Source organism: Neobacillus sp. C211 (assembly GCF_051842875.1).
GTDB lineage: Bacteria > Bacillota > Bacilli > Bacillales > Cytobacillaceae > Neobacillus.
The window spans coordinates 1-16,494 of record NZ_JBPXRO010000011.1; the positions used below are offsets into that span (position 1 = coordinate 1).

Below are 16,494 nucleotides of genomic sequence, written 5' to 3' on the forward strand. Positions count from 1 at the left end.
CGAAGGATAACCATTTAAGGTTGTCCTTTTTTATTGGTTTTTAATAAACAAAAAAGGGCAATGATCTCAAAAATCATTGCCCTTTTCCACGTCTGAAATATCGAAGGCTACCGTTTCAATCTTCTTAATACCTTATCTTCAAAATCTGCCTTATTTATATCCAATCCCATAACTTCATTTCTAAAAGTCTTGAAACGTCCATTTTCCACTTCCAGTGTGAAATATCCTCTTTCACTTAAAAGGTTAATGTCCCCAATAATATTTTTCCTGAGTACAGGATCAAATAAATTCACTAAGTTAGGGTTGCTTGGATGAGGTTTGAACACGCATCCTTGTTCCACACATGTTCTTATTATATTTTGCACCTTTGGATGGGCAATACTTTCAATTTTTTTGTTTACTTCGGTACTATACATATTCAATCGTCTCCTTTCCCGTCTTAAAACGATATGCAAATGAATAAACTAATATGCTTACCTAAAAAAGCAACATATTAGTCTATGTAAATATAACAAAAATATAAATGTGTAAATGGAATTTATTTTTATGAAAATGGTTTATAGGCTACTTACTCTAAAGTAATGAATTATTTATAGGTGGGGAAAATGAGACGTAAATTCGATAGGAACTTTCTATGATAAAATAGGTTTATCACTTGAAAATAAATGATTAAGGTGAAGGTAAATGAGCCTAATGACAATTAAATGTCCCGGTTGCGGATTAAGTTTCAACGATGGATGCATGATGTGTGGGGGTGCTGGGAACATCAGCACAAATGGATTAGAAAAGTTACTAATACGTAACTAAGCTAATTAGTGGGGTGTCAGGCACCAGCGACCGTTTTGTTGAAGCGTGACAAGGAATGAGGTATTGGTATGATTCACATCGTAAATGGGGATGCAGTGGGGAACAAGCTAGGAAATCTTCCCGGAGATGTTCTAGTTTGGCGGGAGATGTATGATTTTGGTCCATTATCCGAAGATATTAGGGAGGAAAATTGGATCCATCGCAGGGCCCGTTTTTTTGAAGAAAAATTAGCTATTCCTGCTGAGTTATTTAGTCGGAATTGTAAAGACCAAAATCGATATCTTGATAAAATCCCTAGAGATAAAGAGATTGTACTATGGTTTGAGCACGATCGGTATGATCAAACGATGTTAATGTATTTGTTAAACGAATTATCAAAAAAAGAGTATAGAAACCTATGGTTGGTGACTATTGATGAGTATGAGGGGGTAGAACCTTTTTATGGCCTTGGTCAATTATCATCTCAGCAATTGGAAGGACTTTATTATCAAAAGAAACAACTAATAACAGATGAACAAATAATAGAAGCTATTACTGGCTGGAGAGCTTATACATCTAAGAATCCGATAGATATTGAAAAATGGATGGCTTCATCAAATGAAAAATTACCTTTTTTAAAACAGGCATTTCAATCACACTTAAGCTACTTTCCCTCAGTGCATACAGGTCTAAATGTAGTAGAAACCTTAGTTTTAAACTATCTTGATAAAAATACATGCTCGTTTGGAGAATTATTTCAATCGATAAGTATGCAAAGAATTAATGATGGGATAAGTGATCTTTATTTTACGGCCATGCTAAACGAGCTGATGCAGGGACCCTATCCATTGTTGGAATGTGGTTCTGCATTACCCAACTATCAAAATAAGGAACCCAATTCAAAACTAAGGTTAACTTCCAATGGTTTAGATGTTTTAACTGGACAAAAAGATCATTGTGAATTTGTGGAACGTGATTGGTGGATTGGGGGGGTATTCCAAAAAGAGAATAAATGGTTTTGGGAAGGGAACAAACTTATTAAAAAGGGTGATTAAAAGTAGTGGGGGACTGACCCTTATAAGTTAATAACAAAGAGCGTGGCCCACGGCCACGCTCTTTGTGTGTTATTTTTAAAAGGATTATTCTTTGACGAATTCTTTTGTACTTCTTATGGTATCAATCGGACGAACCAATTTCTCGATTTGTTCCCGTTTTGGTTCTAAGAATGGTGGTAAAGATAATTTTTCACCTAGTGTTTCATAAGGCTCATCTCCCATAAATCCTGGGCCGTCTGTGGCAAACTCAAATAGAATCTGCGGTGCAACTCTTGTATAAAGTGATCCGAAAAAGTAGCGATCGACGAATCCAGATGTTTGGAATCCAAAGCTCTCCATATGTCCAATCCATTCTTCTAGAACGGAACGATCATCGACACGGAATGCCGCATGGTGTACCGTCCCAAATCCTTGGCGTGCTTGAGGAAGAACCGCATTATATTCGACTACTACCTGAGCACCATTGCCGCCTTCACCTACTTCAAATAAATGAAACGCTCCTTCTTGTGCAATCTCTTTAAATAGAAGAACTTTTTCCATCATTTCTTTAAAGTAATCAAAATTAGCGACACGAACAAAGATCGGGCCTAATCCAGTAATCGCATAGTCTAAAGGAATCGGTCCTTTTTGCCATGGGGTACCAGCTGCAACACCATTATTATTTTCATCTGAAATCAATTGGTATTGCTGGTCATCAAAATCAACAAACGACAGTGTTTTTTTACCAAATTGCTCTTTAATTCCTGTATGTTTTACCTCTAAACGGTCAAAGCGTTTCACCCAAAATTCGATCGCCGCATCAGCTGGGACACGGAAGGAAGTCTTTGAAATTTCGTTGGTACCATGGACCCCTTTAGGAATGCCAGGAAAGTCGAAGAAGGTCATATCGGTTCCGGCACTGCCAATATCATCGGCAAAGAATAAGTGATAGGTTTGAATATCATCTTGGTTAACGGTTTTCTTAACTAAGCGCATCCCTAATACATTCGTAAAAAACTCATAGTTTTTTTCTGCGCTGCTCGTAATGGCTGTTACGTGGTGCATACCTTTTAAATTATTCATTTTGAATCCTCCAATTTATCCTCTATTTGATTATTTATATTCAATAGACTTATTTAATAAGTATCTTCTAAACCAATTTGAAACATTATCTTTAAACTGATTATCTCTAATTCGAGATAAATATAACATGAAATTAATAGGCTGTCAAAAAGTTCGTCCTTAAAGTTTTCACAATTACCCTGTTACTAATGATGTTAATCACAAACAATCAGTTTAGGAAGTGTTAAGTTATTAATGAGTTTGAAATAGCAAAGGAGAATCCTGATATGAGTGAAATCATTAATAACCGTGAACAATTAACTAGTGAAAATACAGAACGTGTAGATATACTAAAACAACTTTTTATGGATCTTCATAATGGACGAAATCTTGATGAGGTCAAAGCTCATTTTGATGCGTTTATCGGGAAAATAACCGTCGATGAAATAACCCAGTTACAACATGATTTTGTCGAAGAAGAAAGTATTTCTGCTGCTGAACTTAAGCATATCTACAAGCAGCATTCAGTCATTTTTCAAGGAACGATCAAAGAAGAAAACCATCAAATTGGAAGACCTGAAGACCAGGCAGGTCATCCAGTTCATACCTTTAAACTCGAAAATCAAGAGGTTGATAAGTTGTTAACCACCAAGCTTTTAGTACATTTAGAGGAGTTTGTCAATGATGATTCAGCTGAAAATATCTATAAGCTAATCGAGGATAGATTTTAAGTCCGGCAAAAAAGAGTTTGAGGATTTTTGGATTAAGTTTAAGGATAAGTATGTCTTACAGAGTTTGCGTCACTTTTAGTGTCGATAAAAAATCAGGGCATTTTCACAAAGCTGTAACAGGTTAAACGGGAAAATGGAAGAAAACGGATATAATAAAAGTATAGGAAGTAAGGGACGTCACATGCTGTTTTTAAAATATCGAATTTATTGAGCAGTATAAACCTGCCCCCGTTATTTGTGGATGAATCGGCTAAGGTTCACCAATGTTTACTGAGTGAAGGCTGGAAATTTATGGTACGTTCGAAAAGTCCGTTGTGTATAGCGGTGTGAAGATCGGAAAGGGGGCGCGAATTAAAAACACAGTCATCTTGCCAAATACCATTATTGAAGAGAACGCCTGGATTGAAAATGCGGTCATCGGCAGCCAAACGGTAGTCAAGAATGGGGTCATCATTGTCTCGAAGGATCCCAATGCGCATTAATGGTTGTGGGAAATAATGTAACAGTCGACCCGGTGCTTCATGATATTGGATCCAAAAACAATGTGTTAACCGTATCTTCCTAAGAAAATATCTTGATGCTTGAAACACTCGATTATCGGTTCCCTTCCCTAATAAATGAATAAAAAATTAACAATTATATATTTTCAATTATTAAAATGGTAAACTAGTAAAAATATCTTTTATACAAGGGGAAGGTTACGATGATTAAAGCGATTTTTTTTGATTTAGATGATACACTGCTTTGGGATCAAAAAAGTGTGAAGGAGGCTTTTGCTGCTACGTGTAAAGTAGCTGAGGAACGGTATGGGGTCGATGCGGACCAACTAGAAGAGGCCGTTCGAGAGGCAGCAAGAAACATATATGCTTCCTATGAATTTTACCCTTTTACGCAAATGATTGGGATTAATCCGTTTGAAGGGTTATGGGGTAATTTTTTAGATGATCAGGATGATTTTAAAAAGATGAAGGAAATGGTTCCTACCTATCGAAAGGACGCTTGGACAGCTGGTTTGAAATCATTGGGCGTGGATGACACGGATTTTGGATTCGAGTTAGCGGAACGGTTCCCACAAGAGCGTAGAAACCTGCCGTTTGTATATGAGGAATCATTTAAAATTCTTGATACGTTAAAAGAGAATTACCAGTTGCTGCTGTTAACAAATGGTTCACCCGATCTTCAAAAAACAAAACTAACGATAACACCTGAACTGGTTCCATATTTTGATCAAATTGTTATTTCAGGGGATTTCGGCAGAGGGAAGCCTGATCCGACCATTTTTGAACACGCACTCTCGCTTATGTCGGTTCAAAAGGATGAGGTCCTTATGGTGGGGGATAATTTAATGACAGATATTCTAGGAGCCAATAGGGCAGGAATCAAAACGGTTTGGATTAACCGTCATGAAAAAGCCAGAAATGAAGTTATCCCTACTTATGAGATTACCCATTTGGAAGAACTTTTTCCATTATTAGAGGAATTGAAGAAAAAATAGAAAAAACAAACTAGTTGAAAGATTGCCGTATAAATAGGGAGTTTCCTATATATACGGCAATTTTTTGTATGGATGAAAATAGTGTGCAACAATTTATTTAGTAATCATGTAACTTTGTTCCTCTTTTCGTCGACTATATGGCTGAGACCAATAAATTGCCTTTTTGGAAAAGGGGAGAAAAGAATTGAGAAACAATAAATTGTTTTTTATTATAAGTTCAGCATTAATGATTGTCCTTTTAGCAGGATGTGGAACAGGTGCTACTACAAAGGGGAGCGCCGAAGGTACTAAGATAGAGCTTCCAAAACAGAATGAGATTGTAGCTAAATTTCACGCAACGATTGAAACAAAAGCAGTGAATGATAAGATGATTATCAAATACAAGGTTAAAAATCTATCAGGCAAACCACAGAAACTTACATTTACTAGTGGCTTAGAAGCTGATTACATTGTTTACGACTTAAAAGGGAAAAAAGTCAAACAATACTCCAAGGAAGTCATGTCAACGCAAGCCATAAAGGAAGTAGAGTTAGCAAATAATCAAGAAATCACAAAAGAATTTACCATTTCAGATCTTCCCAATGGCCAATATAGAATCGAAGTGTTCTTAACAGCAAAAGAAGAGGAAGCTAAAGTAGTGACAGACTTAATCATAAAAAATTCGTTTAGCAAAGGAACCGGTGTGCTGGTTGGCCAAATGGATCCCCATACGATTGAAATCGATATAGAGGGCAAGAAGGTAACCTTCCAGTTAACAGAGGATGCCATAAAGCAATTATCATCTCTAAAGGAAGGTGAACAGGTTTCATTTTTTTACAAGGAAAATGAAACTGGGCAAAAGCTGATCCAAAAGTTTATCTTGGAAAAGGAATAAATTAATTAAAAAAGCTAAAAGGCCTTTGCTGACTGAAATCAGACAAAGGCCGTTTATTTGACGGGAATTTTATGGTAATTATTTTTCTGGAAAAGTATTGATGAGAAAAATGAAATAAATGATTTTCACAACTATTTACCAAAATCTTATAAAATAGGTAGAAAAATAAACATTTCTCCTTTCGAAATTATCTAACTAATCACAAAAATAGGTTGAATTTATCTCGAGAGGGTAGTAATATTATTCTCGGAATATATCATTATATAGATTTTTTTAGAATCAATTAATTAGGAAGAGAACATCTAGGTGGGAGTAGCTAATATGCAAAATAAATTACCATTTTCAAGGTATTTCGTTATAGGAGTAATGTTGTTTGCCTTGTTTTTCGGGGCAGGGAATTTAATTTTTCCAGCAGCACTTGGTCAAAATGCAGGATCCAACGTGTGGATGGCGGTGACAGGCTTTTTAATTACCGGAATTGGGCTGCCGTTTCTTGGAATCCTGGCGATGGGGTTCTCGGGGAGCAAGAACTTAGAGGAGCTGGCAAGCAGGGTCCACCCGCTCTATGGGGTTATTTTTACATCGCTTCTTTATTTGACAATTGGACCATTTTTTGCCGCACCTAGGACGGGCGCAGTAGCCTATGATATTGGGATCGCACCTTTTGTAAGTGAAAGTTTTGGTCAAATTGGATTATTTGTATTCTCTGGTTTGTTTTTTATTGTGACCTTGTGGTTTTCATTAAACCCAGCAAAGCTTGTGGACCGTGTGGGGAAAATCTTATCTCCTGCTATTATCATTCTAATTTTTATCTTATTAGTAATGGTTATTGTCAAGCCAATAGGTTCAATTGAGGCACCACAAGCAACATATGCAAGCGGGGCGTTCATGAAAGGATTTATGGAAGGTTATAACACAATGGATGCACTTGCATCGCTTGTATTTGGGATCATCGTTATCAATTCAATTCGTTCGATGGGTGTAACGTCTACACGAGGTATCCTTATAGCATCAGCTAAGTCTGGACTGATTGCGACAATTTTTCTTGGAATTATATACGTTGGCGTTGCTTATTTAGGGGCGTCAAGCACGAGCGTATTCGGACTTTTTGATACTGGAGGTCCTGTTCTGGGGAAGGCATCTTCCTATTATTTTGGCACATTTGGTACGGTTATGTTGTCGGTTATTATCATACTCGCTTGTCTAACAACGAGCATCGGCTTGATGACAGCTTGCGGCGAATACTTCCATACACTAGTACCGAAAATTAGTTACAAAATGTGGGTGCTTTTCTTTTCGCTCGTTTCGTTTGTTATCGCAAACTTCGGTTTAGCGAATATCATTAATTTTTCCATACCTGTATTAATGTTTTTATATCCATTGTCGATTGCCTTAATGCTGCTGACTTTTTTGTCCAAGCTGTTTAACCATTCACGGATTGTTTATGTAACAGCCATTTCAGTCACCTTTATGATTAGTATTATCGATGGGCTTAAAACATTTTGCGATCTGGTTGGAATCGAATATTTTGGGTGGCTAGCGCAGATTATTGCGTTTTATGATCGAGTATTGCCTTTTTATAACAATGGGCTCGGCTGGCTGCTGCCTGTTTTGGTTACCATCTTAATAACAGGGATTTTTGTCAATGTGCAGAAATTCTCCGCACACCGCGTAAAGAATAAGACTGAAAATGCCTTATAGCATTGTAAAAAACATCAAAAAATAAAATTAATCCTAAATACCTATTTGCATTCCTTACCAATCTCTGTTATAGTAAGGAAGAATTATTTTTGTTAGTCGGTAGGATAATAAGTGCTAAACTTTCTGTCTTGAAGATCTGAGCAAGGATAGTAACACAATGTGTGCACAGCACACGAGGAGGAAACAACAAATGGAACAAGGTAAAGTGAAATGGTTTAATGCAGAAAAAGGATTCGGATTCATCGAACGCGAAGCAGGGGACGATGTATTCGTACACTTCTCAGCTATCCAAAGCGAAGGTTTCAAATCTTTAGACGAAGGTCAAGCTGTAACATTTGAAGTAGAACAAGGTCAACGTGGACCCCAAGCTACTAACGTTCGTAAAGCATAATAAGAACCAAAATATAAAAAGACTCTCTTTATGGGAGTCTTTTTTTGTTGGTAAAAATCGAAGCAAATAAAAAACCCTACTCTGCAGTTGAGTAGGGCGGTCTTATGAAAACGTAAAGTAAATGGTAAACAAAGTATAGCATACATTCCTTCCAATCCCTAATTTTTTTAAATTGATAGAAAATTACTAACTAAAATTCCTTTATAAGCTCATATAGGATGAATATTTAAGGGGAAGGGTCAATAAGTTAAGAAGTAACTCGGGTTTGTTTTTGATAATGTGTTTTTAAGATTCCTGTTGGCTTTTCCCAAAAGTAAGGCAAGTGGACAGTATTTTGATTGAATATTTCTATTAATTCATGAAAATTCTTCATTTCATATACATTAAAGGCGGCACCATTTTCGGTTTTTACCTGAAAATAACGTGTTGTTGTGTTATTTTCACCTGCAGATTCTCTTTCGTAATAGTGGGTTTCGGTAACTTGCTCCCAGGCGTAGTCGTTTACAAAGATTCCTTTTCGCTTATTAATGATTGTGACAGTGAACCCTTTTTCACGACAGGAAACGGTGGTGTCGTTGCCAAAATATCGCATCCACAAAAAAATAACAACTCCAATCACAAAGATAAACGAACCGATCCAAATATTGAGAAACATGAATCCTATCCCTATAACACCAAAAATGATTCCAAAAACAACGGAAGATTTGGAAGACGTTTTATTCGAAAATTCTCTGTTAATGAAAATCCCCCCTTTAGTAAGAAGGGTATGCAGTCCTTGGTATTAAATGACTGGACGTGCCTTACAGACTATATAAAAATTAAACGACAAACAACTGCGTCCCCCATTTTGAGGTGACGCAGTTGTTTAAGCAGAAAAATTTTAGTTTTTAATTATAGATGGTTGCTCTTCTGTGTTCAATAATTGTAAAAGCTCTCGAACAGCGTAGGCAAAACCATCTTCGTCATTAGTCTTTGTGATGATATCGGCTTTTTGCTGAACATTGACAGGGGCATTTCCCATGGCAACTGAAGTGGTAGCTACTTCAAACTGGGCAAGGTCATTGCCGCCATCCCCAAAAGCGATTATTTCATCAAAAGTAAGATTCAACATTTTTTGGTAACGTAATAGAGCTTTTCCTTTATGTGCTTCGTTTGAAGTGATTTCCACATTATTTGGAAAGGAGGAAGCGATCGAAATATCAAATTTCCCTGCTAATGCCGCTTTAACCTCTGCTATCATTTCTATTTGCTCCGGGTGTACCAAGGCAATAAGTTTATAGATTTTTAGATTGTCTTTTTCAAGAATTTCATCATAATTGAATTCTTGAAAAAGGGTATCGAGCTCTTGTTTACTTTTCCCATGCAATGGAGGCAATGTCGAAGGAAAACCGCCATAATTGGTGTAAACCAAAATACCAACGCCGAGTTCTTTTAATATCATAAAAATACTTTTATAGGTTGAAATTGTTAATGTAGCCTCGTACAGCATTTCTCTTGTTTCTGAATATAAAACGGAACCATTGATACAAAAAATCGGAATCTCCATATTTTGAACGGCTTTTAATTTAATGACATCAGCGTAAGCACGACCTGTATTCAAAATAAGGCAGTGGCCTGAGTCCTTCAATTCGTTTAAAGCCTTCACATTCTCCAAGCTTATTTCATGCTGAGAGTTTAATAAGGTACCATCTAAATCGATTGAAATACATTTCATATTTGTCATATTTCCTTTCCATTCCATCATAAAACTACTATAGCAGATTTTAACCCGAAAATGTGTTTCCAAATTTATGTTGGTGCCTGACACCATTTTACACAAAAGGATGTTTGGATAGTTACCATAATCGTTGAATTAACTTTTTTTTCTTCTATAATGAAAACAATAACTTAATGGAGGATGTATTTTTTTGAAAATCCTCACGTTCCTTTTTCACGAATCGTTTTTACCGATTAAAAGTTAAGGGGTGACTGGTGATGATTTTGAGAAGTAGCGAAATTACTGGATTTCTAAATCATTTTGATAGGTATGCTAATTGGGATGGGACGAAATATTTTCTTACTTTAAATACAGTCAGTCCGAATGGAACGCTTACGATTATGAAGTATCCTGATGGAAAGTTTACCTACCACCGAAAAAACGAACATTATTGGGACATTAGAGAAATAGATATTGAATTAGCAATGTTATCGGACATTATTTGGGGATTTAGGAAAACTATTAATGAACTTATTTTACAAAGTACGATCGTACTTTAATTGTTCCGATAAAGCGAAGCCTTTGACCCGTCAAGGGCTTTTTTTTCTGATCATTTTCCTTATAGATAGAAAGTATTTTTTCGGGAATTATTGGTTAATATAAAGTCGAGGTGATGGAATGGCTACGGCAAATATTGGCGATGTGATTTCCTTTAGTCGTGAAGGAAAAAATCATGAAGGTGTCGTTTCTGGTATTAGGGAAAATTCTGTTATGGTCCAATATGGTTATTCGAAAGATAAGGATGAACCACTTACTACCATTGTAAACCATAAAAATTACAAAATTAAGAAGTCGAAAAGTTGACCCTCTTGCTTTACATAATAGTTTGATATAAACCCCTAAATGTAAAATAAGCCAGAAAAAACTCAAGTGAAAAGAAAAAAGGATAAGTACAAAATTCGAGTGAGGGACTAAGTCTCTACTCGATTTTTTTTGTGATAAAGGTAGTTAAATGCTAAATTCAGAAAAATTAAATTATTAATTGACAAATCCTTATTTTTGGGACAAGAATAGAATTGTGATGTATACATCAAAGGGACCAATACGCGAAAAAATTACCCATCACTCTCATTTAATAAAAGAGGAGTTGGTTATATGTTTTCCCCGTTAACCCCATTAGATTGGAAACGCCGGGCGGTGAAGTATTATCCGAATAAAACAGCAGTCATCGATGGAGAAAAGGAATTTACATATCAAGAATTTGGCAAGCGAGTCGATCAGCTTTCTGCTGCTCTCCTTCAAGCAGGAATCATCCAAGGTGATCATGTAGCGGTCATGTTGCCTAACACGCATTATATGCTGGAGTGCTTTTATGGAATCTGCCAGCTTGGCGCGGTCATGGTACCGCTAAATTACAGGCTTACTGCGGATGACCTAGAGTATATCATTCGTCACAGTGATGTGAAAATGTTAATTGTCGATGAAGAATTTTGCGGCCCGATTGAGAAAATAATCGATAATCTTTCCCTCGAACGAATTATTATTGTATCTGTACAGGGACATGATACTTCTCTAATGGGCATCGATTATGAGGATTTTTTGCAACATAGTTTGGAAACGGTTACAATTCCAGAGGTGGATATTGATGAAAATCAACTGCTAACTTTAAATTATACGAGCGGGACGACTTCAAAACCCAAGGGAGTCATGCTTACACATCGAGGGAATTATTTAAATGCTGCTAATTTCATGTATCATTTAAGTGTCAACCATGAGGATGTCTATCTACATACATTACCGATGTTTCATGCGAATGGCTGGGGCGGTGTTTGGGCGATTACGGCTACTGGCGGTACCCATGTATGTCTCAGAAAAGTTGAGCCGCCCCTTATACTTGAATTATTTGAAAAGAAGAAAATCACGCTTTTATGCGGTGCGCCAACGGTCGTGAATATGCTGGTCAATGAGCCAAAGGCAAAGGAAATTAAGATTACTACGACCCCACGGATGGCGACAGCCGGTGCACCTCCTGCAGCAGCACTGATTCATAAAGCACAAGAAATTCTGGGTTTAAATATGATACATGTCTATGGTCTAACGGAAACCTCTCCTTTCATTCTTTACTGTGAGTGGAAAAAAGAATTTGATGCAATGACAGCTGATGAACAAGCAGCGATCAAGGCAAGACAAGGGATTGAACTTGCTTTCAATGGCGAAACAAAGGTTGTACATCAAGATGGGGAGGAAGTGGCCTGGAACGGAGAAGAATTAGGAGAAATCATCACGCGTGGTAACGTCGTCATGGCAGGTTATTACAAGGATCCAATCACCACTGCAGCGGCAATCAGGGGCGGCTGGTTCCATACGGGAGATTTGGCTGTAACTCACCCAGATGGGTTCATCGAAATACGTGATCGTGCCAAGGATTTGATTATTTCTGGTGGAGAGAATATCTCTTCTACAGAGGTTGAAGGAGTCCTCTATAAGCACCCGGCTGTCTTGGAAACTGCCGTGATTGCGATCCCGGATGAAAAGTGGGGCGAGGTTCCAAAGGCGATTATCGTGTTAAAACCTGAGGCGAAAGTAACTGAAGATGAAATCGTCCAGTTCTGCCGGTCAGAGTTAGCACATTTTAAAGCACCGAAGGCAGTTGAATTCGTAGAAGCTTTACCAAAAACAGCAACCGGTAAATTGCAAAAATTTCGTTTAAGAGAAATGTATTGGACCGGTCCGAAGAGAGTCAATTAATTAGATTGAATTTGGAGTTCTTTTCCCTTAGTGAGGGGAAGGACTCCTTTTTTCGTTTGTCAGCATGCAAACGGATTAGAAGGGATTATCTAAAACGATGCTTTTTCCGTAATGTAAAAAATAACAAACGAATGAACCCACTAATAGTGTTCATAATAAGTAACAAAAAGGAGGGAGAAGTATGGACCAGAAGTATAATACGGATGATGATGCCAATATTGAATTAAAGAAGGCGTTAAGCAAAAGTCAACCCAGAAGTAATCCAAACATGAGTGAGGCAGAGCAGAAATTAAAATTTCAAAACAAGAAGAGCTAACGGACGATCATAGTGCATCGCCCCTTTAACTTGGAGGTGAGACAATGCCAAAGAATAATCCAATTGAATATACTGGGAAAGTTCTTGACCAGAGAAATGACCTTACAGGTCCAGATGAAGGGAAGGCTTCCTATCCAAAAAGACCAAAGCATGTTCCAATTCAGGACCCAGCCAGCAATAAAGGTAAATAATTTATGAGAGTAATGAACCGAATTTCTTAGTTAGACTAGAAAGGAGGAATAGATCTTGGAAGTGTCATTGAATATTGGCGAGATGGCCCCAGACTTTTCATTAACGGCGACGACAAAAGAAAAGATTGCATTAACTGATTATCGAGGAAAGAAAAACATAGTTGTTGCCTTTTATGGAATGGATTTTACACCCGGCTGAATTAAGGAAATATCCTCTTGGAAAGAGGATTACAAACGATTCGAGCAATTAGATGCTGAAGTACTAGCTATTAGTGTGGATCATATCCACTCCCATAGAGTTTTTGCAGCGAGTATGGGAACTCTGCCATATCCTTTATTATCAGATTGGTTTAAACAAACGGTAAAAAGTTACTATGTACTTAACGAAAAAGGCGGAACGGCGATTCGTTCAGTCTTTGTGGTGGATAAAACTGGCATGATAACCTACATAAACACCTCATTTAAAGCTGATAAAAAAGAAGATTATGAAGCGGTGTTTAATGAACTTGAAAAGTTAACAAACCAGTAAATTTAAAAAAAGTGTCAGGCACCCATTCGGTGCCTGACACTTTTTTTTCTGATTAATAATCGGTAACAATGAAACCTCTTTCAAGGAAGCCTTCAATGACTTCACTGATTTGATAGGAAACTTGAGGCAAATCATAATTTTCAAAGGCATGTTCACAGTTGTTTTTATAGTTCATTGTTTCATCATAATGGGCCATATGGCGGGCTATATCTTGATCATTATCTTTGCGTTCCTTTTGTCTCTCAATCACCGTATCCCGGTCGGCATAGATGAAAAAGCGCATGACACGTTCCCCATACATCTGTTTTAATTTTTCGGTACCTTCAGGATTTAACGTTAGGTAGACAAGGTTATGGGACTCGAATGCCTTAACAATATCCTCTTCGCGGATGCCATAGTGAATTCCATCGATTTCGACACATTCAAGAAATTCCTGTTTCTCTTTCATTTTTTTGAATGTTTCATCGGTAATAAAATGGTAGTCTTCCCCATTTTGTTCGTAATGACGAGGGGAACGAGTCGTGTAAGATAGAACAGTTTCCATATCAAACGCGGTCGCAACCATTTTGGCAACCGTTTTTCTCCCTGAACCATCTGGTCCTGTGTAAATGAATAGCTTTTCTTTATTTTTGATTTTATACATAGATAACCTCCTGAAAATGGATTATATAAAAAAGAATCTACCTGAAGGCAAATGCTTTTTAGTATTACACCATAAAATGGTTGAATTGGGATAATTTAATTATAACAGATAGATAGCAAATAGAAAGTTTGACCTTTCTGATTTTTATTAGTGAAAAACGTTGTTCCTTAAATATATTCAATACTAAGCAGTCCGATAGCATCTACGTCTTAAGTCTGAGAGAAAAATCAAGCTAAAGCGCAATTATGAAACAGTTTGAAAAAAGGTAAGATGAAAACAAGATAAAGAAACCTACCAACTGGCGAGCAACAGGTGTCGACAGAGGGGAGAATCACTGGGAAATTTCAGATGAGTGAAACAAAGGAGGAAATTAACATGAAAAAATTTGGGTTACTTTTAGCAGGTGGCCTTGCAGCTTTTATATTACTCAAAACAATTGGTCCGATGGTAGCGTTACTTGTAAGTCTAGCGATTCTTTACTTCATCTATAAACAATTTTTGAAGGCGGAATCAACAGGTTGGAAAATTGGGTTAGTCATCATCGGCTTAATTGTCCTTTCAGCAACCATCCACCATATTCCAGCACTCATCGGAGTCGGAGCAGCTTATGTGCTGTTCCTTGTTTATAAACAGTGGAATAAAAACAAAAAGCCGCCTGAGAACAAGGAATCCGATCCATTTGTAAATTTTGATAAACAATGGAATGAATTAAAAAAATATTAATTTAAAAGGGGAAAAGTGAACAATGGCAAACTTATTATCGAAAATTAAAGATCTCATTATTGCTGATTTGAATGAAACTCGTCAACACAAAGAAAAACAAAATCCGATTGATTTGCTCAATCAATACCTTCGCCAATGTGAGCAGGAGACGGAGAAGGTTGGCAAGCTTATCGAACGTCAATATAGCTTAAAGGCAGAATTTACAAGAGAATATCATCAAGCTACAGAGCGGGCAGAAAAAAGAAAGTACCAAGCCGAAATTGCATTAAAAGCTGGAGAAACAGAGCTATATCAATTTGCTTCAGCTGAGCATCAACAGTATTCAGAACGGGCCCAACGTCTAAATGTATCTCTTGCACAAGTAATTGAGCAGTTACGTGAATTAGAAAGAAAGCATGAAGAAATGAAGCAAAAGTTAAAGGATATGCATCTTCGCCGGATGGAATTAATGGGCCGGGAAAATGTAACACGGGCTAATATTAAAATAAATCAGGTATCAGAGTCAAATTCATATTCGGACCAATTTTCAACAAAGTTTAAGGATATAGAAACCTATCTGGAACGATTAGAACACAAGGTGAACCATTCCTACTTCCAAAGTACAATTGATGCACGGATAGAGCAGTTAGAAAAAGAAAAAAGTGAACAGGGTGATAATCCTGTAAACCTAACAAAAGAATAATGCTAAAAGGGCAGTGATTTAGGAATCACTGTCTTTTATTTGGACCATGAAAAAAGGTATTTATTCAGAAAACCTACGTATATGTAGTATGAATAATTAAAAATCCCGTTATTTGAAAGGGGAATTTATTTTGTGGCATAATCCCAATAATTTAATTGGTCCTTTTAATATTTATAGTTACTTTGTAGGTTCGAATCCGGTAACTTCCGTAAATCCCACACCAATTTTTCCAAAAATAAATAAAATGGCATTTTTAAGCCCGTTCACCTATATTGTCGGCGACGTTACGATTCGGAATAATACGTATGTCGGTCCCTTCGTCAGTATTCGTGCAGATGAAGGAACGCCTTTCTTTATTGGAAGCAACAGTAATTTGCAGGACGGAGTAATCCTTCATGGTTTAAAAAACAAACATGTAGAGGTTAATAATAGGAAATATTCAGTCTATATCGGCGATGAGGTATCCTGTGCACATGGTTCATTGATTCATGGTCCCTGTCAGATTGATAAAAAGGTATTTATCGGTTTTAAGTCAATTGTTTATCATGCCCAGGTCGGAGAAGGAAGTTTCATCGCCTCAGGGGCAGTTGTTACTGGTGGAGTAACGCTAAGGCCTGGAAGCTTTGTTCCACCAGGCGCTCATATTGATAATCAGAAAAAAGCCGATTCCTTATCAAATGTTCCTAAAAATGAACAGGAATTTGCCCTTGAGGTCCAGCGGGTGAATCAAGAATTTCCATCTGCTTATTCGTTTGTTTTTGGAAAAAATCGCTGTACTTGCGGTTTAACGTGCTAATCAATGAATTTAATAAGGGGAAAATTAACTTTTTGAAGGTTTTAGATCATATTTTGTTGAAATAAGTACCTAAAGAAAGAATTTTTGGGTGAGGTG

General features: G+C 37.0%; 21 protein-coding genes. 16 read left to right on the forward strand and 5 right to left on the reverse strand.

Annotated elements, in window-relative coordinates:
* Nucleotides 1–107 precede the first annotated feature (107 nt).
* Entirely contained in the window at nucleotides 108–416 is a 309-nt protein-coding gene (locus ACSU6B_RS11935) for a hypothetical protein (protein WP_098933185.1), read from the reverse strand.
* Between the two features lie 459 nt (nucleotides 417–875).
* Here ACSU6B_RS11935 and ACSU6B_RS11940 point away from each other — a divergent pair, with 459 nt between their 5' ends.
* Entirely contained in the window at nucleotides 876–1,841 is a 966-nt protein-coding gene (locus ACSU6B_RS11940) for a DUF1835 domain-containing protein (protein WP_410885452.1), read from the forward strand.
* 84 nt (nucleotides 1,842–1,925) lie between these two features.
* Here ACSU6B_RS11940 and ACSU6B_RS11945 read toward each other — a convergent pair whose 3' ends face one another.
* Nucleotides 1,926–2,903 carry a ring-cleaving dioxygenase gene (locus ACSU6B_RS11945; RefSeq protein WP_410885454.1) on the reverse strand — a complete coding sequence of 326 codons (978 nt, stop codon included), beginning with the start codon at nucleotides 2,901–2,903 and terminating at the stop codon, nucleotides 1,926–1,928.
* A gap of 266 nt (nucleotides 2,904–3,169) precedes the next feature.
* Here ACSU6B_RS11945 and ACSU6B_RS11950 point away from each other — a divergent pair, with 266 nt between their 5' ends.
* The 6 genes from ACSU6B_RS11950 to ACSU6B_RS11975 all read left to right on the forward strand — a co-directional run bounded on the left by ACSU6B_RS11950 (nucleotide 3,170) and on the right by ACSU6B_RS11975 (nucleotide 8,074).
* Nucleotides 3,170–3,613: a DUF438 domain-containing protein gene (locus ACSU6B_RS11950; protein WP_410885456.1), complete on the forward strand. Its 444-nt coding sequence runs from the start codon at nucleotides 3,170–3,172 to the stop codon at nucleotides 3,611–3,613.
* A gap of 326 nt (nucleotides 3,614–3,939) precedes the next feature.
* Nucleotides 3,940–4,095, forward strand: a complete 156-nt coding sequence (locus ACSU6B_RS11955) for a hypothetical protein (RefSeq protein WP_410885458.1) — start codon at nucleotides 3,940–3,942, stop codon at nucleotides 4,093–4,095.
* 221 nt (nucleotides 4,096–4,316) lie between these two features.
* Entirely contained in the window at nucleotides 4,317–5,108 is a 792-nt protein-coding gene (locus tag ACSU6B_RS11960) for an HAD family hydrolase (RefSeq protein ID WP_410885460.1), read from the forward strand.
* Nucleotides 5,109–5,292: 184 nt separating this feature from the next.
* Nucleotides 5,293–5,982, forward strand: a complete 690-nt coding sequence (locus tag ACSU6B_RS11965; protein WP_410885462.1) for a BsuPI-related putative proteinase inhibitor — start codon at nucleotides 5,293–5,295, stop codon at nucleotides 5,980–5,982.
* Nucleotides 5,983–6,303: 321 nt separating this feature from the next.
* Nucleotides 6,304–7,683, forward strand: a complete 1,380-nt coding sequence (gene brnQ / locus ACSU6B_RS11970) for a branched-chain amino acid transport system II carrier protein (protein WP_215004164.1) — start codon at nucleotides 6,304–6,306, stop codon at nucleotides 7,681–7,683.
* A gap of 190 nt (nucleotides 7,684–7,873) precedes the next feature.
* Complete coding sequence (locus ACSU6B_RS11975; RefSeq protein WP_007083691.1) at nucleotides 7,874–8,074, forward strand: cold-shock protein; 201 nt, start codon at nucleotides 7,874–7,876, stop codon at nucleotides 8,072–8,074.
* 247 nt (nucleotides 8,075–8,321) lie between these two features.
* Here ACSU6B_RS11975 and ACSU6B_RS11980 read toward each other — a convergent pair whose 3' ends face one another.
* Together ACSU6B_RS11980 and ACSU6B_RS11985 are read right to left on the reverse strand one after the other, a co-directional pair.
* Entirely contained in the window at nucleotides 8,322–8,729 is a 408-nt protein-coding gene (locus ACSU6B_RS11980; RefSeq protein WP_410885465.1) for a hypothetical protein, read from the reverse strand.
* 225 nt (nucleotides 8,730–8,954) lie between these two features.
* Nucleotides 8,955–9,797 carry an HAD family hydrolase gene (locus ACSU6B_RS11985; protein WP_410885467.1) on the reverse strand — a complete coding sequence of 281 codons (843 nt, stop codon included), beginning with the start codon at nucleotides 9,795–9,797 and terminating at the stop codon, nucleotides 8,955–8,957.
* A 251-nt stretch (nucleotides 9,798–10,048) separates the two neighbouring features.
* On the opposite strand from ACSU6B_RS11985, the gene ACSU6B_RS11990 reads away from it, so the two are divergent.
* From ACSU6B_RS11990 to ACSU6B_RS12015, 6 genes are all read left to right on the forward strand, one after another.
* Nucleotides 10,049–10,330, forward strand: coding sequence for a hypothetical protein (locus ACSU6B_RS11990; protein ID WP_410885469.1), 282 nt, complete (start codon nucleotides 10,049–10,051; stop codon nucleotides 10,328–10,330).
* 118 nt (nucleotides 10,331–10,448) lie between these two features.
* Nucleotides 10,449–10,634, forward strand: a complete 186-nt coding sequence (locus ACSU6B_RS11995) for a DUF2187 family protein (RefSeq protein WP_088088472.1) — start codon at nucleotides 10,449–10,451, stop codon at nucleotides 10,632–10,634.
* 291 nt (nucleotides 10,635–10,925) lie between these two features.
* Nucleotides 10,926–12,518 (forward strand): long-chain-fatty-acid--CoA ligase, encoded by a 1,593-nt coding sequence (locus tag ACSU6B_RS12000; protein ID WP_410885471.1) that lies wholly within the window; start codon nucleotides 10,926–10,928, stop codon nucleotides 12,516–12,518.
* A gap of 181 nt (nucleotides 12,519–12,699) precedes the next feature.
* The gene (locus ACSU6B_RS12005) at nucleotides 12,700–12,834 is read left to right on the forward strand and encodes a hypothetical protein (protein ID WP_282599543.1); all 135 of its coding nucleotides are present in this window, start codon (nucleotides 12,700–12,702) and stop codon (nucleotides 12,832–12,834) included.
* Between the two features lie 44 nt (nucleotides 12,835–12,878).
* Nucleotides 12,879–13,025, forward strand: a complete 147-nt coding sequence (locus ACSU6B_RS12010; RefSeq protein WP_410885473.1) for a hypothetical protein — start codon at nucleotides 12,879–12,881, stop codon at nucleotides 13,023–13,025.
* Between the two features lie 82 nt (nucleotides 13,026–13,107).
* The gene (locus ACSU6B_RS12015) at nucleotides 13,108–13,554 is read left to right on the forward strand and encodes a redoxin domain-containing protein (protein WP_410885689.1); all 447 of its coding nucleotides are present in this window, start codon (nucleotides 13,108–13,110) and stop codon (nucleotides 13,552–13,554) included.
* A gap of 52 nt (nucleotides 13,555–13,606) precedes the next feature.
* Here the strand turns inward: ACSU6B_RS12015 and ACSU6B_RS12020 are convergent, their stop codons facing one another.
* Nucleotides 13,607–14,197, reverse strand: coding sequence for a guanylate kinase (locus ACSU6B_RS12020; RefSeq protein WP_215004154.1), 591 nt, complete (start codon nucleotides 14,195–14,197; stop codon nucleotides 13,607–13,609).
* Nucleotides 14,198–14,572: 375 nt separating this feature from the next.
* Here ACSU6B_RS12020 and ACSU6B_RS12025 point away from each other — a divergent pair, with 375 nt between their 5' ends.
* From ACSU6B_RS12025 to ACSU6B_RS12035, 3 genes are all read left to right on the forward strand, one after another.
* On the forward strand, nucleotides 14,573–14,920 hold the full coding sequence (locus ACSU6B_RS12025) for a lmo0954 family membrane protein (protein WP_410885475.1): 348 nt from the start codon (nucleotides 14,573–14,575) through the stop codon (nucleotides 14,918–14,920).
* A 22-nt stretch (nucleotides 14,921–14,942) separates the two neighbouring features.
* Entirely contained in the window at nucleotides 14,943–15,602 is a 660-nt protein-coding gene (locus ACSU6B_RS12030) for a PspA/IM30 family protein (protein WP_410885477.1), read from the forward strand.
* Between the two features lie 130 nt (nucleotides 15,603–15,732).
* Nucleotides 15,733–16,398 carry a carbonate dehydratase gene (locus tag ACSU6B_RS12035; RefSeq protein ID WP_410885479.1) on the forward strand — a complete coding sequence of 222 codons (666 nt, stop codon included), beginning with the start codon at nucleotides 15,733–15,735 and terminating at the stop codon, nucleotides 16,396–16,398.
* Nucleotides 16,399–16,494: the final 96 nt, after the last annotated feature.